We start from the raw sequence: 21,114 nt of genomic DNA, 5'->3' as shown, positions 1-21,114 counted from the left end.
AGGCCCGGTTTAAAATTTCAGTGAACAAGTGTACATTCAGTACCTTACCGCTGTGACTTTCACTACAACGCAATAGTCTATGTGTAGGCTGCCGACATGAGGCATGAACGCTTCATTCGGTTCGGGAAGATTTACCCTACCCTGCCGCATGGGATTATTGAGGAGCTCGCATGACCAAACAAAACGCCTTTACTCGGGAAGACCTGCTGCGCTGCAGTCGCGGTGAGCTGTTCGGCCCAGGTAACGCGCAACTGCCCGCCCCGAACATGCTGATGGTGGATCGCATCACCCATATCAGCGAAGAGGGTGGCAAGTACGGCAAAGGTGAATTGGTCGCCGAGCTGGATATCACCCCGGACCTGTGGTTCTTCGCCTGCCATTTCGAAGGCGATCCTGTCATGCCAGGCTGCCTGGGCCTTGACGCCATGTGGCAGTTGGTCGGTTTCTTCCTCGGCTGGCAAGGCTTGCCGGGCCGCGGTCGCGCCCTGGGTTCGGGCGAAGTGAAGTTCTTTGGCCAGGTCCTGCCGACCGCCAAGAAAGTCACCTACAACATTCAAATCAAGCGCGTCCTCAAGGGCAAGCTGAACCTGGCCATCGCCGATGGTTCGGTGAGCGTCGACGGTCGCGAGATCTATACTGCCGAAGGCCTTCGGGTCGGCGTATTCACATCCACTGACAACTTTTAAGGGTTATCCGCATGCGCCGCGTCGTTATCACTGGTCTGGGCATTGTTTCTTGCCTGGGCAATGACAAAGAGACCGTCACCGCTAACCTGCGTGCAAGTCGCCCTGGCATCCGCTTCAACCCGGAATATGCCGAAATGGGTCTGCGTAGCCAGGTTTCCGGCTCCATCGACCTGCCCCTCGAAGAACTGATCGATCGCAAGATCTATCGCTTCGTCGGCCACGCTGCCGCTTACGCCTACCTGGCCATGAAAGACGCAATCGCCGACTCCGGCCCTGAGCGAAGACCAGGTCTCGAACGTACGCACCGGCCTGATCGCCGGTTCGGGCGGCGCATCGACCCTGAACCAGATGGAAGCGCTGGACATCCTGCGCGAAAAAGGCGTGAAGCGCGTTGGCCCGTACCGTGTCACGCGGACCATGGGCAGCACCGTTTCCGCCTGCCTGGCCACGCCGTTCCAGATCAAGGGCGTGAACTACTCGATCTCCTCTGCCTGCGCCACCAGTGCACATTGCATCGGTACTGCGGTTGAGCAGATCCAGCTGGGCAAGCAGGACATCGTGTTCGCCGGCGGCGGTGAAGAAGAGCATTGGAGCCAATCGTTCCTGTTCGACGCCATGGGCGCACTGTCCACCCAGTACAACGAAACCCCGGAAAAGGCCTCCCGCGCCTACGACGCCAAGCGTGACGGTTTCGTCATCGCCGGGGGTGGCGGCATGGTGGTGGTCGAGGAGCTGGAACACGCTCTGGCCCGTGGTGCCAAGATCTACGCGGAAATCGTCGGCTACGGCGCCACTTCCGACGGCTACGATATGGTTGCCCCTAGCGGTGAAGGCGCCATCCGTTGCATGCAGATGGCTATGTCCACTGTAGATACCCCAATCGACTACCTGAACACCCACGGCACCTCGACTCCGGTCGGCGACGCCAAGGAAATGGAAGGCGTGCGTGCGGTATTCGGCGACAAGGCTCCGGCCATCAGCTCTACCAAGAGCCTGTCCGGTCACTCCCTGGGCGCCGCTGGCGTTCACGAAGCGATCTACTGCCTGCTGATGATGGAAGGCAACTTCATGGCCGGCTCGGCGAACATCGACGAGATTGATCCGGTGGTGGCTGACATGCCGATCCTGACCAAGACCGTTGAGAATGCAAAAATCGACACCGTGATGAGCAACAGCTTCGGCTTTGGTGGCACTAACGCTACCCTGGTGCTGAAACGCTGGCAGGGTCAGTAAGACCTGTAGCTTGATTGCATGAAAAAGCCCCGACTGGTTCGGGGCTTTTTTGTGGGCAATTGCCAACCCTGTGGCGAGGGAGCTTGCTCCCGTTGGGCTGCGAAGCGGCCCAAGCGACTGCTGCGCAGTCGAACGGGAGCAAGCTCCCTCGCCACACAAAGCGGTTACACCGAAAACCGCGCCACCATGGTGTTCAAGTCCACCGCCAACCGCGACAACTCCTGGCTCGCCGCACTGGTCTGGTTCGCCCCCGTGGACGTCTGATGCGCCAGGTCGCGGATGTTCATCAAATTGCGATCTACCTCCCGCGCCACCGCTGCCTGCTGCTCCGACGCGCTGGCGATCACCAGGTTGCGCTCGTTGATCAAGGTGAACGCCGAGGCGATTTCCTCCAGTGCCGTACCCGCCGATTTGGCGATGTCCAGCGTAGAACGCGCTCGGCTATTGCTTTGCTGCATCGAGCTGACCGCCTGATCGGTACCCTGCTGGATCCCGCTGATCATCTGCTCGATTTCCTGGGTCGACTGCTGGGTGCGATGAGCCAAAGCCCGCACTTCGTCGGCTACTACCGCAAACCCACGTCCGGCATCCCCGGCGCGCGCCGCTTCAATCGCCGCGTTCAACGCCAGCAGGTTGGTCTGCTCGGCAATCGAGCGAATCACGTCCAGCACCTTACTGATGCCATACACCTTTTGCGCCAGGTCCTCGACCTGGGTCACGTTGTCGGTGACATCGGTGGCCAGCGCCTCGATTGACACCACGGTCTGATGCACCTGCTCACGCCCATGCTGGGCAATGCGGTCGGACTCGCGTGAAGCCTGGGACGTGGCCACCGCGTTGCTTGCCACCTCCTCCACCGCCGCCGTCATCTGGTTCACCGCCGTGGCGGCCTGCTCGATTTCCTGGTTCTGCTGGTGCAGGCCGCGAGTGGCATCTTCAGTCACGCAACTGAGCTCCTCCGAGGCGGACGCCAGCTGGTTCGACGATTCGGCAATACGCCGGATGGTGTCGCGCAGGTTGTCCTGCATGCCCTTGAGCGCCTGCTGCAGGCGCGCGGGCTCATCGTTGCCACTCACATGGATCTCGCCGGTCAGATCGCCACTGGCCACGCCCTGGGCGACTTTCAGCGACTGGGGCCAGGGGCAACACGATGCTGCGCGTCAGCCACACGGCCAGGCCGATGGTGATCAGTGCGGTGAGCACGATCATGCCGATCACCCAACTGCGCGACTGGCTGAACACACTTTGTGCCAGGCTGGCAGCCTGATTGGCATTGGCTTTGTTGAGGTTAACCAGATCGTGCAGGGTCGCGGCCATTTCATCAGCGAGTTGGTTCATCTCACCGTTGACCACCCTGATCGCGTCTTCCAGCTGATTGGCCTTGGAAAACCCCACGACCTGCTCCTGGCGTTGCAGGTACTGCTGCTCCTGGGCCTTGAAGCGATCAAACAGCGTACGCTCCTCGGGCAACACGATCAGCGCTTCATAAAGCGTTTGCGCATGGTGAAGGCCGTTTTTGAGGTCGCTGAGTTTTTGCTCGTTCTGCGCCAGCGCCTGGGGATCGCGGTTGACCAGCAGGCGCAAGGTCAGCGCCCGGATGCGCAACAGGTCCTGGCTCATCTCCCCCACGGCCATCACGCTGGGCAGCCAGTTGTTTTCCACCTGATCCGACTGTTGGCGCATATTGGCCATCTGCAACAAGGCGAAACCGCCCAGGGCAAATACCATCAACGCCAACAGGCCAAATCCCAGGCCTGCGCGCGGGGCGATATTCAGACTTCTGATACTCATGCCTTGGCTCCTTCCAAATGCGCTGCATCCATTTGCAGCTGGCTCTTGAAAGGTATCGGCCTATGAGCGCCTTTGCGTAAGACGAAAACGCGATATCAACGCGCCACTCCATCGCGGGTAGCTTTAGGCAGGATGGCCAGGAAGTTGTCCCGCGCCACTTTATGGGCGACGGCCTCCGGCAAGGCATCCAAAAAGGGATCGAAGCTTCGTATTTTCTTACCCAACTTGTTGAAACGCCCTACTACGTCCGAACCCAACATAAACCGCTCAGGGAAGCGTTCCACCAGCGCTACCCACTCGGGGCGAGGCTGGCCGGTATCATCCAGCAGATACGGCGTGAGCATGCTCCAGGACAGGTCGATGTACAGGTTGGGATAGGCCTCCAGCAGGCGACTCAAGGTCGGCAGCAAAAAGTCCATCTGCACCTGATGACGATGGATTTCCTTGCTGGTACCGGCATGGGCCCAGATAAAGCGCGTGTGCGGATGGTTGCGCAGCGGCTCTTCCACTTCGGCCAGGTACAGCGGGTTGCGCTCGCGCTTGGAGGTGATGTTGGAGTGCAGCATCACCGGCAGGTCGTTTTCTGCCGCCAAGTGATAGATGCGGGTCATGGCTTCGTTATTGGCGCGCGGGGTGTCGCCTGCGGTGATGGCCGTGAGGTCGTCATGACGGGTGAAGACTTCGCCAATGCCCTGCCACAGCCCTGGGTTGAGGTCGAGCATGCGCTGGATATGGGCGGCCGAGTTCTTGTCGTTAGGGTTGAAGCCGGACAGGAACGGATGGAAGTGGCGGCGTTGCTCGGGGGTCAGCTTGTTGAGCGCTGCGGCGACGATCACGTCGGTGGCGCTGTACCAGTAGGCATCGGCGTCATCACCGGCGTAGTAACGCGGCCGCTTGGGTTCGTCTTCGTGCCATTTTTTCGCAACGGGTATGCCGGAAATCATCACATGCTCGATACGGCTGTCGGCCATGGCCTTGAGCAACTTGTCCATGCCCGCGGTTTCCTGGAAGAAATCCACGTAATGCAGGTGCGCATCGCTATAGGCGTAGTCGCGAGCCTGCGCAGCAAAGCTGCTGGCGGCGAACAACAGGGCCAGCGTCAGGCGGGTCCAGGGCACGATAAAACCTCGATAAGGGCTGATACGGGTAGACCTTGCTCACGCTGCCAGGGTTCATCCGGCAAAAAAACGCGGAACACCGAAGTGCCAGCATGCTCTATAACTGCATGACCTTCATCCTGCCACCCTGTGAGGTTTACCATGCCTGTTACCGTGAATACCCTGAATCAGGACAACTTCCGTCATAGCGTCAACATCAATAACCACGAGTTGTTTACCGACCTGCCCAAAAGCCTGGGCGGCGACGATTCGGCGCCCTCCCCCCACGACTACTTCGATGCCGCGCTGGCGTCGTGCAAAGCCCTGACCGTCAAGCTCTACGCACAGAAGAAAGACATCCCGCTGACCGGCGTGACCGTGGAAGTCACCCACGACGCCACCGAAGAGCAAAAGGGCAAATACAAGCTCAACGTCAAGCTGACGCTCAAGGGCGTGCTCACCGACGAGCAACGCGACGAACTGCACCGTGTGGCGGATCGCTGCCCGGTGCACAAGCTGATGACCACCGCCGAAGTCACTATCGAGACAAAGCTGTCGGAAGGCGCCTTCAGCCAATAGCAGCAACATCCTACCGAGCGGGTTATGCTCAGCTTCATCTAACCCGCTCAGACTGGGACGTGCCATGACCCCCCTCACCGTGATCCGCCCTCGCCTCGAAGACGTCGAAGGCCAACCGATCCTGCGCCCGCTGCCGTCGCGGGAATGCCGCAGCGTCGGGCCCTTTGTGTTTTTCGACCATATGCTGCTCACCCGCTATGCACCGGGCGATGGCATGAATATCCGCCAGCATCCGCATATCGGGCTGTCGACCCTCACCTATCTGTTTGAAGGCGCTTTGCAGCACAAGGACAGCCTGGGTTCGGACCAGGTGGTGCAGGCCGGTGATGTGAGCTGGATGACCGCCGGCAGCGCGATTGCCCATGTCGAACGCACCCCCGAGCCGCTCAAGGCCAGCGGTTTCAGCCTGCACGGGCTACAAGTGTGGCTGGCCTCGCCCAAGGACCATGAGACGGGACCGGGGCATTACAGCCACCACCCGGCAGCGAGCCTGCCGGTGAGTGACAACCTGGGCGTGCAGGTCCGCATGATCGCGGGCGATGGGTTCTGCCTCAAGTCGCCGGTGCCGGTGCTGTCACCCACACTGTACGCCGAGGTGCAGATGCAGACGGCCACGACGCTGCTGGTTCCGGATGAGCATGAGGAACGAGCGGTGTACGTGCTGGAAGGTGAAGCACAGTTGGACGGTGAACTGCTTGAGGTGCATAGCCTGGTGGTCTTGCCCGCCGGTCAGGAGATGACGCTGTTCGCCGAGAGCGATTGCCACTTGGTGGTATTTGGCGGCGCGCCGTTGGATGGGCCACGGCGGATCAATTGGAATTTTGTCGCGAGTGATCCGGCGGTGATCGAACAGGCCAGGCAGCGCTGGGCGGCTGGGGATTGGCCGACGGTGCCGGGTGAGTCTGAAAGAATTGAGTTGCCGGTGAGATAGCATTCGCGAGCAAGCCCGCTCCCACATTTTGATCTGTGAACACCCTCAAATGTGGGAGCGGGCTTGCTCGCGAAGAGGCCAGCACAGGCGCTGAACAATCAGCCCTGGAACACTTCATCCAACAAATCACGCATCGACTTGAACGCCCGCTTGGCCGTCTTCGCGTCATACATCATCTTGCCCGGCACATTGGCATGGGGATCGGTGAAGGAATGCACCGCGCCGCCATAGCTCAGCAATTGCCAATCCACACCGGCCGCGTTCATTTCATCTTCGAACGCCGGCAGTTGCGCTTTCGGCACCAATGGGTCGGACGCACCATGCAGCACCAGCACTGAACCCTTGACGTGCTTGGCACCGGCCGGGTTCTGGGTGTCGATGGTGCCGTGGAACGAGACCGCAGCCTTCAAGGGCGCACCGGTCCGCGCCAGCTCCAGCGAGCAGAAACCGCCAAAGCAGAAACCGAAGGTCGCCAGCTTCGAAGTATCAACCTCGGCCTGGCCCTGCAGTTGATCAAGCGCTGCTTGCATGAGCTTGAGCAGCTTAGGGTTGTCATTCTTCAACGGCATCATCGCCGCGCCAGCTTCATCGCCATTCGACGGACGCACGGTCTGCCCGTACAGGTCGGCGATCAGCACCACGTAGCCCTTGCTGGCGACGCTCTTGGCGATCTCTTCGGCACCCGCACTCACCCCCATCCAGTTCGGCGCCATCAGCAGGCCCGGCAGCGGGCCCTTGTGGCTGGCATCGAACGCGAGGCGGCTTTCATAAGACTGGCCATCAATCTGATAGACCACGGAACGTACAGTGACTTGGCTCATCATTTACTCCAGTTGAGGTGCACTAGAACGAAAAAACCCGCCGAAGCGGGTTTTTCTACATCAGGGTCAAACCGACAGTTCAACCAACAGCTTGTTCAGGCGGCGCACATAGGCGGCCGGGTCTTTCAAGCTGTCGCCAGCGGCCAGGGCCGCTTGGTCGAAGAGGATGTGCGACAGGTCGCCAAACAGCTCTTCGCTTTGCTCGCCGTCGAGTTTCTCGATCAACGGGTGAGCCGGGTTGAATTCGAAGATCGGCTTGGAATCCGGCACCTTCTGGCCGCTGGCTTCGAGGATCTGGCGCATCTGCATGCCCAGGTCCGCTTCACCGATAGCCAGGATCGCCGGGGAGTCGGTCAGACGGTGGGAAACCCGCACTTCGCTGACCGCCTCGCCCAGGGACGCCTTGATCCGCTCAACCAGGCCTTCTTTGGACTTGGCGACTTCTTCGGCTTCTTTCTTCTCTTCTTCGGAGTCCAGGTTACCCAGGTCCAGGTCACCACGGGCCACGTCGACGAAGGACTTGCCGTCGAACTCGTTGAGGTAGCTCATCAGCCACTCATCGATACGGTCGGTCAGCAGCAGCACTTCGATGCCTTTCTTGCGGAAGACTTCCAGGTGCGGGCTGTTCTTGACCTGGGCGTAGGTTTCGCCGGTCAGGTAGTAGATCTTGTCCTGACCTTCCTTGGCGCGTGCCAGGTATTCGGGCCAGGGACACCACTTGCTCGCCGCCTTCTTCGTGAGTCGAAGCAAAACGCAGCAAGCCAGCGATTTTTTCTTTGTTGGCAAAATCTTCCGCCGGGCCTTCTTTCATGACCTGGCCGAAGTTTTTCCAGAAGCCTTTGTATTGCTCAGGCTCGTTCTTCGCCAGTTTTTCCAGCATGTCGAGGACACGCTTGGTCAGCGCCGACTTCATGGAGTCGATGATCGGGTCTTTCTGCAGGATTTCCCGCGACACGTTCAGCGACAAATCGTTGGAGTCGACCACACCTTTGATAAAGCGCAGGTACAGCGGCAGGAAGGATTCCGCCTGGTCCATCACGAACACGCGCTGCACATAGAGCTTCAGGCCTTTCGGCGCTTCACGCTGGTACAGGTCGAACGGAGCACGGGCCGGTACGTAGAGCAGCGAGCTGTATTCCAGCTTGCCCTCGACCTTGTTGTGGCTCCAGCTCAGCGGGTTTTCGTAGTCGTGACCGATGTGCTTGTAGAACTCCTGGTATTCCTCGTCCTTGATCTCGGTACGCGGACGGGTCCACAGCGCGCTGGCGCGGTTGACCACTTCCCATTCCTGGGCAGGAGCCTCTTCGCCTTCGGCAGCCGCTTGTTCTTTCGGCAACTCGATTGGCAGGGCGATGTGATCGGAGTACTTCTTGACGATGTTGCGCAGGCGCCAGCCATCGGCGAATTCGTCTTCGCCGGATTTGAGGTGCAGGACGATGCGGGTACCACGGTCTGCCTTGTCGACAGTGGCGATTTCGAATTCGCCCTCGCCTTTAGACGACCAGTGCACGCCTTCGCTGGCGTCGAGGCCGGCACGACGGCTGAACACTTCCACTTGGTCAGCCACGATGAAGGCAGAATAGAAGCCCACGCCGAACTGGCCGATCAGGTGCGAATCTTTCTTCTGATCACCCGACAGGTTCTTCATGAAGTCGGCCGTACCGGATTTGGCGATGGTGCCCAAATGGGTAATCGCGTCTTCGCGGTTCATGCCGATGCCGTTGTCTTCGATCGTGACGGTCTTGGCGTCCTTATCAAAGCTCACACGGATTTTCAGTTCGGCGCCACCTTCCAGCAACTCAGGCTTGGACAGGGCTTCGAAACGTAATTTGTCGACAGCGTCAGAGGCGTTCGAGATCAATTCGCGAAGGAAAATTTCCTTGTTGGAATACAGCGAATGGATCATGAGGTGCAGCAGTTGCTTCACCTCGGTCTGGAAGCCCAGGGTTTCCTTTTGAGTTTCCACACTCATGGTCATCAAACTCCAATTGGATGGCAGTGGCCGCGCCCTTGAGGGTTGGCGGCGGGTTGTCATCAAAGTTGGGGGCTAAGACCAGGATTTCAAGGGCGGCCCTGTTCCTCGATCTTGAAATGCGCCCGAGCAGTGGCGATCGGCTCGGCCGCCGTGCTTTGCCAGGCGGTGATCGCCACGTTCGCCACCCGTCGGCCCTGGCGCCACACCTGGCATTTGGCGTAGGTGTCGCGAAACTGCCCGGCGCGCAGGTAATCCAGGGAAAAATCGATGATTTTCGGGATGCCCGGCGCGCCCGTGAACACCAGCAGGTGCAGCGCCGCCGACAGCTCCATAAAGCCTGCGATCACGCCGCCGTGCAGCGCCGGCAATATGGGGTTACCAATATTGTCCTTGTTGGCCGGCAGGCGGAACAGCAGCTCATCCCCCAGCCGCGTGCACTCAATGCCGATGAGCTTGGCGTAGGGAATCAGATCGAGCAGCGCCTCGTAATCGCCACGCTCATGGGCCTGCTCCAGGCGGGTCTTGAATCGGTGCGTCATACCTGCTCTCCCTTGACCGTACTGCCCAATCCTTGGGTGCCCTTGAGGCGCTTGCCCATGCGCATGAACGTGCCCACCACATGGGCAATGGGTTGCTGGGGGTCGTCCTGATAGGCGAAGCCACGGGTGAAGATCACGTCGGTGGTCACCCGGTAGCATTGAGCGAACCCATACACGGGTTTGTGGGGTGCCGCGGGATGCATGTAGTCAACGCGCAGGTCGAGGGTCGGACACACTTCGAATTCCGGCAGCACACACAGGGTGGCCATGCCGCAGGCGGTGTCCATCAGGGAGGTCAGCGCGCCGCCATGGATCACGCCCGACTGGGGATCACCGACCAAATGCGCCGCGTAGGGCATGATCAAGGTGATGCCCTCCTCGCTGGCCTGATGAGCGGTAATGCCCAGCACCTGACAATGGCGCAAGGCTGAAACAAAGCGCGTCGCGCGCTCTAACAGGGGATTTTCGGTCATTCGTTCCAGACTCTTATTAGTGTTGATTCGCGGAAGGGGTGGGCGGGCAAAAGTTCCGGTTAGTCAGGGATTTATATATCTATGGAATAAAAGGAACTAATGCCGAACCGCCATGCTCGAAAGGCCAGTAGATATCTTCAATAAGGAGAAACACCCATGCGCAAGACTTTAGCTATTTCCATGATGCTCGCCGCTGCCCTCGGTCTCGCTGCCTGCGACAAAAAATCCGAAGACAAAGCCCAAGACGCCGCCGCGCACTCTGAGCAAGCTCAGAAAGATATGGCGAAGGCTCAGGATAAAGTGAACGACGCTGCGAAAGAAAACGCCGATGCTGCCAAAGCTCAGGCTGAATCGAACGAAGCCGCCGCAAAAGAAGCAGCACCTGCTACCCCTGCCACCGGTTCTTGAGACCGCGGCTTGAAATAGCTTGGCTGCAAAAAGAAAGCCCGCTTAGATAGCGGGCTTTTTTTGTCTGGCGTTTTTATTTAAAGGCCTTAGTTAGCCCACTTCTTTAGCCGGCTCCGGCGGCGGCGTGTCCGTCTGCGTATACACCATCACTTGCAGCACGTCGGAATGAAACTCCCGACGGTACAGCACCAACACCACCCCACTGCTCATCAACATGAACAACCAAGGACTGACAAACCACGCCAGCATGGTCATGCCGAAGTAATAAGAACGCAGGCCGAAGTTGAACTGGTTGGCCGCCATGGAAATCACACGCGCCGCGCGCAGGGCAAACGCATTGCGCTCCTGCTCCGACACATGCCGCTCACCGATCATCGGCGCCGAGCCCACCAGCACCGCCGCGAAGTTGTACTGGCGCATGCACCAACTGAACGTGAAGAACGCATAGACAAACACCAGCGCCAGGCACAACAGCTTGATCTCCGACATGCCCTGGGACGCCTGCTGCACCATGGGGATATCCGCCAGCAACGACACCGCGCGCTCTGAGGCGCCGAGCACGGTGAGAATGCCAGCGAGGATGATCAAGGTGCTGGAGGCGAAGAACGAGGCATTGCGTTCCAGGTTGCCGATCACACTGGCGTCGGCGATGCGGTTGTCGCGCAGCAGCATGCGGCGCATCCAGTCTTCGCGATACAGGTGCAGCACACTGGCCAGGCAGGCCGTGTCGCGGGCTTTCCAGGTGGCATAACGGGTGTAGCCACCCCAGCACAGGACGAACCAGAGCGCGGCAAGCAGATGGATCTGATTGGTTTCGATAAACGACATGCGGGTCCTTATGACGAGCGCGTTTCAACTTGAAGTTTTCCTAACCCCTTCGACGTTAGCCCAAGCTAAAAGACACTGCCTGACGCCCAAAAAAAATGCCCCGTATCGATTGATACGGGGCATTTCGGCAGAGCCTTCAGCGGATCAAGCGATCGCTTCGCTGCGCTTGCCAAGCATCCGATCAATCACAACGGCCACCACCAAAACCATCACCGACGGCACCAGCCAGGCCAGGCCTTGCTCGCTCAGCGGCAGGTTGGTCAGTTGCGCCGGCAACCAGTCTGCGAAACCGGCGCCCTTGAGTGCGTCGATGCAACCAAAGATGAACGACACCAGCATCACCGGACCGACAATGCGGCCCTGCTCCTGCCAGAAGTCTTTGCAGAAGCTCAAGGCCACCAACACGATGCACGGCGGGTAGATCGCTGTGAGCACCGGAATCGAGAACGCGATCAGCTTGGTCAGGCCCAGGTTGGACACGAACAGCGAGAACAGCGCCAGGATCACCACCAGCGTCTTGTAGGACAGCGGCAGGATACGGCTGAAGTACTCGGCGCACGCGCAAGTCAGGCCCACGGCAGTGACCAGGCATGCCAGGGAGATCAGCACGGCCAGGAAGCCGCTGCCCAAGGAGCCGAAGGTGTGTTGTACGTAAGCATGCAGCACCGCAGCGCCGTTGCTCGCGCCCGCGGCAACCGCATGGCTGCCCGAACCCAGGCGGAACAGGCTGACATACACCAGCGCCAGGCCCACACCGGCGATCAGGCCCGCGATGATCGCGTAGCGGGTGATCAGCTTCGGCGACTCGACGCCACGGGAGCGAATGGCGTTGACGATCACGATGCCAAACACCAGGGCGCCCAGGGTATCCATGGTCAGGTAACCATTGATGAAGCCTTGGGAGAACGGTGCAGCCACGTATTCCGGGGTGGCGACGCCCACTTCACCGGCCGGCAAGGCAAAGGCGGCGATACCGAGGACGGCCAGCGCGATGATCTTCAGCGGTGCGAGGAAGCGACCGACGGTGTCCAGCAAACGCCCTGGGTACAGGGAAACGAAGAACACCACCAGGAAATACACCGAGCTGTAGAGGAACAGCGCCAGCGGGCTTTCGCCGGTCAGCGGCGCCAGGCCCACTTCAAAGGACACGGTCGCGGTACGCGGGGTGGCGAACAGCGGCCCTACCGCCAGATACGCCGCCGCCGCCAGCAGGCCACCGGCGATCTTGCCGATCGGGCTGCTCAACGCATCCATACCGCCACCGACCTTGGCCAGGGCGATCACGGTGACCACCGGCAAACCCACTGCGGTGATCAGAAAGCCCAACGCTGCCATCCAGACATGAGGTCCGGACTGCAAACCAACGATAGGCGGGAAGATGATGTTGCCGGCGCCCACGAACAGGGCAAACGTCATAAAGCCCAACGCCAGGACATCCTGGCTTTTCAACACTTTCATTTCGGGAAATACCACACTACTGAATCGGAATTTAGAGAGGGATTCCCTATGGATGAGGGAAATACTGCCGGCCCTTATGGGAGCCGACCGGTCTAGCGCGGGGCTTCCTTTTGGGATGCGCACGCATAAAGAGGCGGGTAGGTTACAGAATCGGGCTGACAAACGCACTGTTGCGGGGCGGACTGTCCGATAAGCGACATCTTAATGTCGCGTTTTCATACTTAAATGATGGATCAGCAAACCGCAGAAAGCACAAAGGCCACCCGAAGGTGGCCTTTGTGTGGATGAAGCGTCAGCTAAGCGCGTGGCTTACTTGACAGCCCAACCGGTCAGCTCGGACAAAGCCTTGCCGATGTCTGCCAGCGAACGCACGGTTTTAACGCCTGCGTCTTCCAGGGCAGCAAACTTCTCGTCTGCAGTGCCCTTGCCGCCAGAGATGATTGCGCCAGCATGGCCCATGCGCTTGCCAGCAGGGGCAGTCACACCAGCGATGTAGGAAACAACCGGCTTGGTCACGTGTGCCTTGATGTAGGCAGCCGCTTCTTCTTCAGCCGAACCGCCGATCTCACCGATCATGACGATCGCTTCGGTCTTCGGGTCTTCCTGGAACAGTTTCAGGATGTCGATGAAGTTCGAACCTGGGATCGGGTCACCGCCGATGCCGACGCAAGTCGACTGACCGAAACCGGCGTCAGTGGTCTGCTTCACAGCTTCGTAGGTCAGGGTGCCGGAACGGGAAACGATACCGACTTTACCTGGCAAGTGAATGTGACCTGGCATGATGCCGATCTTGCATTCGCCTGGAGTGATCACGCCTGGGCAGTTAGGGCCGATCAGGGTAACACCCAGCTCGTCGCACTTAACTTTAGCGTCCAGCATGTCCAGGGTAGGAATGCCTTCGGTGATGCAGACGATCAGCTTGATGCCGCCGAATGCCGCTTCCAGGATCGAGTCCTTGCAGAAAGGAGCTGGAACGTAGATCACGCTGGCGGTGGCGCCAGTGGCAGCTACAGCATCTTTCACGGTGTTGAACACTGGCAGGCCCAGGTGTTCGGTGCCGCCTTTGCCCGGAGTTACGCCGCCAACCATCTTGGTGCCGTATTCGATGGCTTGCTGGGTGTGGAAACTACCTTGCGAACCGGTAATACCCTGGCAGATAACTTTGGTGTCTTTATTGATCAGGACGCTCATTACTTGCCCTCCGCAGCTTTGACAACTTGTTGAGCAGCGTCGGTCAGGCTGGTAGCCGCGATGATGTTCAAACCGCTTTCTGCCAGTACTTTAGCGCCCAGTTCAGCGTTGTTACCTTCAAGGCGGACAACAACCGGGATTTTAACGCCGACTTCTTTCACTGCACCGATGATGCCTTCGGCAATCATGTCGCAACGAACGATGCCGCCGAAGATGTTGACCAGTACTGCAGCGACGTTGGAGTCGGACAGGATGATCTTGAAGGCTTCGGTAACGCGTTCTTTGGTAGCACCACCGCCCACGTCGAGGAAGTTGGCTGGTTTGCCGCCATGCAGGTTGACGATGTCCATGGTACCCATGGCCAGGCCAGCACCGTTGACCATGCAACCGATGTTACCTTCCAGGGCTACGTAGTTCAGTTCGAACTTGGCAGCGTGCGCTTCGCGCGGATCGTCTTGCGACGGATCGTGGAAAGTCTTCAGCTTAGGCTGACGGTACATGGCGTTGGCGTCGATGTTGATCTTGGCGTCCAGGCAGTGCAGATCGCCGTCAGCCTTGATCACCAGCGGGTTCACTTCCAGCAGGGCCAGATCGTGATCCTGGAACAGTTTGGCCAGACCCACGAAGATCTTGGCGAACTGGGCAACTTGCTTGCCTTCCAGGCCCAACTGGAAAGCCAGCTCGCGACCCTGGAATGGCTGAGCGCCAACCAGTGGATCGATAGTGGCTTTCAGAATTTTTTCTGGGGTTTCTTCGGCGATCTTCTCAATGTCCACGCCACCTTCGGTGGAAGCCATGAACACGATGCGACGGCTCGAACGGTCAACGACAGCGCCCAGGTACAGCTCTTTAGCGATATCAGTGCACGATTCAACCAGGATCTTGGTGACTGGCTGGCCATTGGCATCAGTCTGGTAAGTCACCAGACGCTTGCCCAGCCACTGCTGTGCGAAGGCCTTGGCGTCTTCTTTGCTGCGAACCAGCTTAACGCCGCCCGCTTTACCGCGACCACCAGCGTGGACCTGGGCTTTGACAACCCACTCAGTGCCGCCGATTTTGTCGCAAGCTTCTGCTGCTGCTTCCGGGGTGTCTACTGCGTAGCCCTTGGAAACTGGCAGGCCGTATTCAGCGAACAGCTGCTTACCCTGATACTCGTGAAGATTCATGCTTTTTACCGTCTTCGTTAGGTACTGCGCATTCGGCGCTGCGCTCATTATGAGTGCCGCGCCACCTGTGACTGCTGCTTGCGCAACTTGCGGGGCTCAAGCCCCGTAAAGCTGCGCAAGGCTGCGTCCAGCGGATATTCCGCGGTGAGTCTTGCGCGCAAGGCTCACGACGGGCAACTCCGCCGTGGTTTCTTATTATCTCGCTTAGCGCTTCTTGCGGTTGGCGATGTGGATGGCGCCGCCATTCACTGCCAACGCTGCTTCGTGCAACGCTTCGGACAGGGTCGGATGGGAGAAGACCATCATGCCCAGGTCCTCGGCACTGGTGCCGAATTCCATACCGATCGCGCCTTGCTGAACCAGTTCTGCAGCGCTCGGGCCAATCACGTGGACGCCCAATACGCGGTCAGTCTTGGCATCAGCGATGACTTTGACAAAACCACCGGTGTCGTTGGCTGCCATGGCACGGCCAGAAGCGGCAAACGGGAAGGTGCCGACGTTAACTTCAACGCCTTCAGCTTTCAACTGCTGTTCGTTCTTGCCGACCCATGCAATTTCCGGGTGGGTGTAGATAACCGATGGGATCAGGTCGTAGTTCATCTGGGTCTTGTGGCCCTTGATGCGCTCGACAACCATGATGCCTTCTTCGGAAGCCTTGTGCGCCAGCATCATGCCGCGAACCACGTCGCCGATGGCGTAGACGCCAGGCACAGTGGTTGCGCAGTGATCGTCAACGTGCACGTAGCCGCGCTCGTCGAGGGTCACGCCGCTGTCGGAAGCCAGCAGGTCGGTGGTCACTGGACGGCGACCCACGGCTACGATCAACTTGTCGAAAGTGATGGTTTTTTCGCCATCCTTGTCGGTGTAGTTGACGACAACTTCTTCACCGTTGACTTTCGAACCGGTCACGCGAGCGCCCAGCTTGATGTCCAGACCTTGTTTGGTCAGGGTTTTCAGCGCTTCTTTGGAGACAGCGGTGTCGGCAGCCAGCAGGAACGTGTCCAGGGCTTCCAGCACAGTCACTTCGGAACCCAGGCGGGACCATACCGAACCCAGTTCCAGGCCGATCACGCCAGCGCCGATCACGCCCAGGCGCTTAGGCACAGCCTGGAATTCCAGGGCGCCGGTCGAATCAACAATCACGTTCTGGTCAACGGGAGCAGGCGGGATGTCGATTGGACGCGAACCTGGGGCCAGGATCACGTTCTCGGCTTCGATGATTTCGGTCGAGCCGTCTGGCTTGGTGATTTCAACTTTCTTGCCAGCCAGCAGCTTGCCGTGGCCTTGCAGGGAAGTCACGCCGTTGGCCTTGAACAAGGTGGCAACGCCGGAAGTCAGGCCTTTAACGATGTTGGCTTTACGGCCGACCATTGCTGGTACGTCCATGGTCACGCCAGCATGGTTGATGCCGTGGATCGCGAAGCCGTCTTGGGCTTCGTGGAATTTCCAGGAGCTGTCCAGCAGCGCCTTGGAAGGAATGCAACCGACGTTCAGGCAAGTACCGCCCAGCGCCAGTTTGCCTTCCTTGTCGGTGTATTTTTCGATGCAAGCAGTCGAGAGGCCCAGTTGTGCGGCCTTGATGGCAGCAACGTAGCCGCCAGGACCTGCACCAATCACTACAACGTCAAATTTCTGCGTCATGAAAATAGTTCCTCTATTCAGCGACAAGCTTCAAGCGACACGTTGCAAGCCAAGCTGCTTTTTCCTACAGCCTGTAGCTCGCAACGTGCAGCTGCGTCTTTAGATGTCCAGCAGCAGACGAGCCGGGTCTTCCAGCAGGTTCTTGATGGTCACCAGGAAAGTCACGGCTTCTTTACCATCGATCAGGCGGTGATCGTACGACAGCGCCAGGTACATCATTGGGCGGATCACGACTTGGCCGTTGATGGCCATCGGACGCTGGATGATGTTGTGCATGCCCAGGATTGCGGCTTGTGGCGGGTTGACGATCGGCGTCGACATCATCGAACCGAAGGTACCACCGTTGGTGATGGTGAAGGTACCGCCGGTCATCTCGTCGATGGTCAGCTTGCCGTCACGGGCTTTCTTGCCGAAGCCGGCGATGCCGCCTTCGATTTCAGCCAGGCTCATCAGCTCGGCGTTACGCAGTACCGGCACCACCAGGCCACGGTCGCTGGATACGGCTACGCCGACGTCTGCGTAGCCATGGTAAACGATGTCGCCGCCGTCGATGGAAGCGTTGACAGCCGGGAAGCGTTTCAGCGCTTCGGTGGCCGCTTTCACGAAGAAGGACATGAAGCCCAGGCGTACGCCGTTGTGGGACTTCTCGAACAGATCCTTGTACTTCGAACGCAGGGCCATGACTTCGGTCATGTCGACTTCGTTGAAGGTGGTCAGCATCGCCATGTTCGACTGTGCTTCAACCAGACGCTTGGCCACGGTGGCACGTACGCGAGTCATCGGTACACGCTTCTCGGTGCGGTCGCCAGCGGCGAACACTGGAGCAGCGGCAGCCGGGGCAGCAGCCTTGGCAGGTGCGGCAGCTGGAGCGTTTTTCTTGGCTTCAACAGCAGCAACCACGTCTTCCTTGGTGATGCGACCGTCTTTGCCGGTGCCTTTGACGGACGCCAGGTTGATGCCGTTCTCTTCAGCCAGCTGACGGGCAGCCGGTGCAGCGATCGGGTCTTCAGCGCCAGCAGCCGGAGCGGCGGCAGGGGCAGCGGCGGCTGCCGGTGCTGCAGCAGGAGCAGCGGCAGCAGCGCTGCCCTCTTCGATCGAGCCCAGTACCTGGTTCGACAGAACGGTAGCGCCTTCTTCAGCAACGATTGCGCCCAGCACGCCGTCAGCTTCGGCCAACACTTCCAGCACGACTTTGTCGGTCTCGATGTCGACGATCAGGTCGTCACGCTTTACAGCGTCGCCTGGTTTCTTGTGCCAGGTGGCAACGGTGCCATCGGCAACCGATTCCGGGAATGACGGGGCTTTGATTTCGATAGCCATTATCTGTGGGTCCTTAAAATTCGGTTTCAGTCAGCGCGAAGGCGTTAAACAGTGAAAGCATCTTGCAGCAGTTTTTCCTGCTGCTCGGCGTGCATCGACGCATAACCACACGCAGGTGCTGCAGAAGCATCACGACCGGCGTACTCCAGGTTCAGCGCCTTGTTGTGGTTACCCATGCTGCGACGCAAATGATGCTGGCTGCTGTACCACGCGCCCTGGTTCATCGGTTCTTCCTGGCACCACACCACGTTGGTGAGGTTGGTGTAAGGCGCGATGGCCTCCATCAGGTCGTCTTCCGGGAACGGGTAAAGCTGCTCGATACGCACGATGGCGATGTCTTCGCGGCCTTCGGCACGGCGTTTTTCCAGCAAGTCGTAATAGACCTTGCCGCTGCACAGGACCAGGCGAGTCACTTTTGCCGCGTCCAGCGTGTCGATTTCTGGAATCACGGTCTGGAACGAACCATCCGCCAGATCTTCCAGGGTCGAGATGGCCAATTTATGACGCAACAGCGACTTCGGCGTCAGCACTACCAGCGGCTTGCGCAGCGGGCGGATTACCTGGCGACGCAGCAAGTGGTAGATCTGGGCCGGGGTAGTCGGCACGCACACCTGGATGTTGTGCTCGGCGCACAGCTGCAGGTAACGCTCCAGACGGGCCGAGGAGTGCTCAGGACCCTGACCTTCATAACCGTGTGGCAGCAGCATGGTCAGACCGCACAGGCGACCCCACTTGTGCTCGCCGCTGGTGATGAACTGGTCGATCACCACCTGGGCGCCGTTGGCGAAGTCGCCGAACTGGGCTTCCCAGATCACCAGCGCGTTTGGCGTGGTGGTCGAGTAACCGTATTCGAACGCCAGAACCGCTTCTTCGGACAGGAACGAATCGTACAGGTCGAAACGTGGCTGGCCTTCGTACAGGTTCTGCAACGGGATGTAGGTGCCCGCGTCTTTCTGGTTGTGCAATACCGCGTGACGGTGCGAGAACGTACCACGGCCGATGTCCTGGCCGGTCATGCGGATCGGGTGACCTTCGAACGCCAGGGTCGCGTACGCCATGGTTTCGGCGTAACCCCAGTTGATCGGCAGGCCGCCGGCTTGCATCTTCTGACGGTCTTCGTAGATCTTCGCCACTTGGCGCTGAACCACGAAGCCTTCAGGAATTTCCAGCAGCTTGGCGGACAATTCCTGCAAGGTTTTCAGATCGAACGACGTATCGTGACGCGCAGTCCAGGCGTGGCCCAGGTACGGACGCCAGTCGACGAACAGTTCTTTGTTCGGCTCTTTGACCAGGCTTTTTACAACATGCAGACCATTGTCCAGCGCGTTGCGGTATTCATCGACCTTGGCCTGAACACGCGCATCGTCAACCACGCCGGCCTTGGTCAGGCTTTCGGCGTACAGCTCACGGGTGGTGCGCTGCTTGGTGATCTGCTGGTACATCAACGGCTGGGTGCCGCTTGGTTCGTCGGCTTCGTTGTGACCGCGACGGCGGTAGCAGACCAGGTCGATCACCACGTCACGCTTGAACTGCATGCGGTAGTCAATGGCCAACTGGGTCACGAACAACACGGCTTCCGGATCATCACCATTCACATGGAGGATCGGCGCCTGGATCATCTTGGCAACGTCGGTCGCGTACTCGGTGGAGCGCGCGTCCAGCGGGTTGCTGATGGTGAAGCCAACCTGGTTGTTGATGACGATGTGAACGGTACCGCCAGTCTTGAAGCCGCGGGTCTGCGACATCTGGAACGTTTCCAGGACCACGCCTTGACCGGCGAATGCCGCGTCACCGTGGATGGAAATCGGCAGGACCTTTTCACCGGTGGTGTCGTTACGACGATCCTGGCGAGCACGGACCGAACCCTCGACCACTGGAGAAACGATTTCCAGGTGGGATGGGTTGAAGGCCATGGCCAGGTGAACTTCACCGCCGGTGGTCATCACGTTGGACGAGAAACCCTGGTGGTATTTAACGTCACCGGAACCCAGCTCGACCTTCTTCTTGCCTTCGAACTCGTCGAACAGCTCACGCGGGTTCTTGCCGAAGGTGTTGACCAACACGTTCAGGCGACCACGGTGGGCCATGCCGATCACGATTTCCTTGGTGCCGTAGGAACCGGAACGCTGGATCAGCTCGTCGAGCATCGGGATCAGGCTTTCGCCGCCTTCCAGACCGAAACGCTTGGTGCCCGGGTATTTGGTACCCAGGTATTTTTCCAGGCCTTCGGCAGCGGTTACGCGCTCAAGCAAGTGGCTGCGTACGTCTGCGGACAAAACCGGACGACCGCGCACACCTTCCAGGCGATGCTGGAACCAGTGGCGTTGCTCGGAATCGGTGATGTGCGTGAACTCAGCGCCGATGGTGCGGCAATATGTCTGCTGCAACGCTTCGTGAATTTCGCGTAGGCTCGCTTCCTCTTTGCCGATGAACAGGTCGCCGGCACGGAAGGTCGTATCAAGATCGGCATTGGTCAAGCCGTAATGATTGATCGACAGGTCAGCAGGTGCAGGACGCTTCCAGAGCCCCAGCGGGTCAAGCTGGGCCGCCTGGTGGCCGCGCATCCGGTAGGCCTGGATCAGTCGCAGTACTTCAACTTGCTTCTTCTCGTGCTCACTGCTCACGCTGCCGGCGGAAACCGGTTGGGCGCGGCGCTGGTTCTTTGCCAGCAGCACAAACTGATCGCGAATTGTGGCGTGCGATACATCGGTGGCAGCGTTGCCGTCTGAAGACAACGTCTGAAATTTGGTGCGCCATTCTTCTGGCACAGCGTTAGGGTCGTGCAGGTAGAGCTCATAAAGCTCTTCCACATAGGCAGCGTTACCACCTGAAAGATAGCCGCTGTTCCACATGCGCTGCATCACGCTTTCTTGCATGCTTGGTCACCCTCGATTTGGGGACACCACCGGCGAAAACACCGAGTTTGCTTGCAAAAGGCCAAGTGCAGCGACCAAAACAAGCCACTTAGGATCACGCT

At 59.2% G+C, this 21,114-nt stretch carries 15 protein-coding genes and 3 pseudogenes; 5 read left to right on the top strand and 13 right to left on the bottom strand.

Going from position 1 to position 21,114, the window contains the following annotated elements; genetic code table 11:
- Positions 1-170: 170 nt before the first annotated feature.
- Together fabA and fabB are read left to right on the top strand one after the other, a co-directional pair.
- On the top strand, positions 171-686 hold the full coding sequence (gene fabA / locus AYR47_RS16340; RefSeq protein WP_010211704.1) for a 3-hydroxyacyl-[acyl-carrier-protein] dehydratase FabA: 516 nt from the start codon (positions 171-173) through the stop codon (positions 684-686).
- Between the two features lie 11 nt (positions 687-697).
- A pseudogene (gene fabB / locus AYR47_RS16335) lies at positions 698-1,919 on the top strand (beta-ketoacyl-ACP synthase I).
- A 164-nt stretch (positions 1,920-2,083) separates the two neighbouring features.
- On the opposite strand, the pseudogene AYR47_RS33545 reads toward fabB, so the two are convergent.
- Positions 2,084-3,710, bottom strand: a pseudogene (locus AYR47_RS33545) (methyl-accepting chemotaxis protein).
- Between the two features lie 95 nt (positions 3,711-3,805).
- Positions 3,806-4,828, bottom strand: coding sequence for an amidohydrolase family protein (locus AYR47_RS16325; protein WP_033897640.1), 1,023 nt, complete (start codon positions 4,826-4,828; stop codon positions 3,806-3,808).
- A 141-nt stretch (positions 4,829-4,969) separates the two neighbouring features.
- Between AYR47_RS16325 and AYR47_RS16320 the strand changes: the two genes are divergently transcribed.
- Together AYR47_RS16320 and AYR47_RS16315 are read left to right on the top strand one after the other, a co-directional pair.
- Positions 4,970-5,386 (top strand): OsmC family protein, encoded by a 417-nt coding sequence (locus AYR47_RS16320; protein ID WP_033897639.1) that lies wholly within the window; start codon positions 4,970-4,972, stop codon positions 5,384-5,386.
- Between the two features lie 64 nt (positions 5,387-5,450).
- The gene (locus AYR47_RS16315) at positions 5,451-6,317 is read left to right on the top strand and encodes a pirin family protein (protein ID WP_061435909.1); all 867 of its coding nucleotides are present in this window, start codon (positions 5,451-5,453) and stop codon (positions 6,315-6,317) included.
- 98 nt (positions 6,318-6,415) lie between these two features.
- On the opposite strand, the gene AYR47_RS16310 is transcribed toward AYR47_RS16315, so the two are convergent.
- The 4 genes and pseudogenes from AYR47_RS16310 to AYR47_RS16295 all read right to left on the bottom strand — a co-directional run bounded on the left by AYR47_RS16310 (position 6,416) and on the right by AYR47_RS16295 (position 10,125).
- The gene (locus AYR47_RS16310; RefSeq protein ID WP_061435907.1) at positions 6,416-7,138 is read right to left on the bottom strand and encodes a dienelactone hydrolase family protein; all 723 of its coding nucleotides are present in this window, start codon (positions 7,136-7,138) and stop codon (positions 6,416-6,418) included.
- A 66-nt stretch (positions 7,139-7,204) separates the two neighbouring features.
- Positions 7,205-9,110 (bottom strand): annotated as a pseudogene (gene htpG / locus AYR47_RS16305) (molecular chaperone HtpG).
- Between the two features lie 89 nt (positions 9,111-9,199).
- Entirely contained in the window at positions 9,200-9,652 is a 453-nt protein-coding gene (locus AYR47_RS16300) for a PaaI family thioesterase (protein ID WP_033897636.1), read from the bottom strand.
- The gene (locus AYR47_RS16295) at positions 9,649-10,125 is read right to left on the bottom strand and encodes a PaaI family thioesterase (RefSeq protein ID WP_033897635.1); all 477 of its coding nucleotides are present in this window, start codon (positions 10,123-10,125) and stop codon (positions 9,649-9,651) included. The genes AYR47_RS16300 and AYR47_RS16295 overlap by 4 nt, the downstream gene beginning before the upstream one ends.
- A 156-nt stretch (positions 10,126-10,281) precedes the next feature.
- On the opposite strand from AYR47_RS16295, the gene AYR47_RS16290 reads away from it, so the two are divergent.
- The gene (locus AYR47_RS16290; RefSeq protein ID WP_010211724.1) at positions 10,282-10,533 is read left to right on the top strand and encodes a hypothetical protein; all 252 of its coding nucleotides are present in this window, start codon (positions 10,282-10,284) and stop codon (positions 10,531-10,533) included.
- A 90-nt stretch (positions 10,534-10,623) separates the two neighbouring features.
- Here the strand turns inward: AYR47_RS16290 and AYR47_RS16285 are convergent, their stop codons facing one another.
- The 7 genes from AYR47_RS16285 to AYR47_RS16255 form a co-directional block, all read right to left on the bottom strand.
- On the bottom strand, positions 10,624-11,361 hold the full coding sequence (locus tag AYR47_RS16285) for a DUF599 domain-containing protein (RefSeq protein WP_033897634.1): 738 nt from the start codon (positions 11,359-11,361) through the stop codon (positions 10,624-10,626).
- A gap of 144 nt (positions 11,362-11,505) precedes the next feature.
- The gene (brnQ, locus tag AYR47_RS16280; RefSeq protein ID WP_033897633.1) at positions 11,506-12,819 is read right to left on the bottom strand and encodes a branched-chain amino acid transport system II carrier protein; all 1,314 of its coding nucleotides are present in this window, start codon (positions 12,817-12,819) and stop codon (positions 11,506-11,508) included.
- A gap of 309 nt (positions 12,820-13,128) precedes the next feature.
- A complete protein-coding gene (gene sucD, locus AYR47_RS16275; protein ID WP_010166265.1) occupies positions 13,129-14,010 on the bottom strand; it encodes a succinate--CoA ligase subunit alpha in 882 nt (293 codons plus the stop codon).
- On the bottom strand, positions 14,010-15,176 hold the full coding sequence (gene sucC, locus AYR47_RS16270; RefSeq protein WP_003210567.1) for an ADP-forming succinate--CoA ligase subunit beta: 1,167 nt from the start codon (positions 15,174-15,176) through the stop codon (positions 14,010-14,012). The genes sucD and sucC overlap by 1 nt, the downstream gene beginning before the upstream one ends.
- 204 nt (positions 15,177-15,380) lie before the next feature.
- Positions 15,381-16,817 carry a dihydrolipoyl dehydrogenase gene (gene lpdA, locus AYR47_RS16265; protein ID WP_033897632.1) on the bottom strand — a complete coding sequence of 479 codons (1,437 nt, stop codon included), beginning with the start codon at positions 16,815-16,817 and terminating at the stop codon, positions 15,381-15,383.
- A gap of 99 nt (positions 16,818-16,916) precedes the next feature.
- Entirely contained in the window at positions 16,917-18,137 is a 1,221-nt protein-coding gene (odhB, locus tag AYR47_RS16260; RefSeq protein WP_016979561.1) for a 2-oxoglutarate dehydrogenase complex dihydrolipoyllysine-residue succinyltransferase, read from the bottom strand.
- Between the two features lie 44 nt (positions 18,138-18,181).
- Positions 18,182-21,013: a 2-oxoglutarate dehydrogenase E1 component gene (locus tag AYR47_RS16255; RefSeq protein ID WP_016979562.1), complete on the bottom strand. Its 2,832-nt coding sequence runs from the start codon at positions 21,011-21,013 to the stop codon at positions 18,182-18,184.
- Positions 21,014-21,114 lie beyond the last annotated feature (101 nt).

Origin of the sequence: Pseudomonas azotoformans, from assembly GCF_001579805.1 — a bacterium.
GTDB lineage: Bacteria > Pseudomonadota > Gammaproteobacteria > Pseudomonadales > Pseudomonadaceae > Aquipseudomonas > Aquipseudomonas azotoformans_A.
Note: the sequence above shows the minus strand (reverse complement) of the source record. Positions and strands in the feature narration are given on the sequence as shown.

Excerpts from the sequence above, each read along its gene's own strand:
- AYR47_RS16315 (WP_061435909.1), top strand. The coding sequence starts at position 5,451 with ATGACCCCCCTCACCGTGATCCGCCCTCGCCTCGAAGACGTCGAAGGC.
- AYR47_RS16295 (WP_033897635.1), bottom strand. The coding sequence starts at position 10,125 with ATGACCGAAAATCCCCTGTTAGAGCGCGCGACGCGCTTTGTTTCAGCC.
- brnQ (WP_033897633.1), bottom strand. The coding sequence starts at position 12,819 with ATGAAAGTGTTGAAAAGCCAGGATGTCCTGGCGTTGGGCTTTATGACG.
- AYR47_RS16300 (WP_033897636.1), bottom strand. The coding sequence starts at position 9,652 with ATGACGCACCGATTCAAGACCCGCCTGGAGCAGGCCCATGAGCGTGGC.
- AYR47_RS16255 (WP_016979562.1), bottom strand. The coding sequence starts at position 21,013 with ATGCAAGAAAGCGTGATGCAGCGCATGTGGAACAGCGGCTATCTTTCA.
- AYR47_RS16320 (WP_033897639.1), top strand. The coding sequence starts at position 4,970 with ATGCCTGTTACCGTGAATACCCTGAATCAGGACAACTTCCGTCATAGC.
- sucD (WP_010166265.1), bottom strand. The coding sequence starts at position 14,010 with ATGAGCGTCCTGATCAATAAAGACACCAAAGTTATCTGCCAGGGTATT.
- fabA (WP_010211704.1), top strand. The coding sequence starts at position 171 with ATGACCAAACAAAACGCCTTTACTCGGGAAGACCTGCTGCGCTGCAGT.
- AYR47_RS16285 (WP_033897634.1), bottom strand. The coding sequence starts at position 11,361 with ATGTCGTTTATCGAAACCAATCAGATCCATCTGCTTGCCGCGCTCTGG.
- AYR47_RS16310 (WP_061435907.1), bottom strand. The coding sequence starts at position 7,138 with ATGAGCCAAGTCACTGTACGTTCCGTGGTCTATCAGATTGATGGCCAG.
- sucC (WP_003210567.1), bottom strand. The coding sequence starts at position 15,176 with ATGAATCTTCACGAGTATCAGGGTAAGCAGCTGTTCGCTGAATACGGC.
- lpdA (WP_033897632.1), bottom strand. The coding sequence starts at position 16,817 with ATGACGCAGAAATTTGACGTTGTAGTGATTGGTGCAGGTCCTGGCGGC.
- odhB (WP_016979561.1), bottom strand. The coding sequence starts at position 18,137 with ATGGCTATCGAAATCAAAGCCCCGTCATTCCCGGAATCGGTTGCCGAT.
- AYR47_RS16290 (WP_010211724.1), top strand. The coding sequence starts at position 10,282 with ATGCGCAAGACTTTAGCTATTTCCATGATGCTCGCCGCTGCCCTCGGT.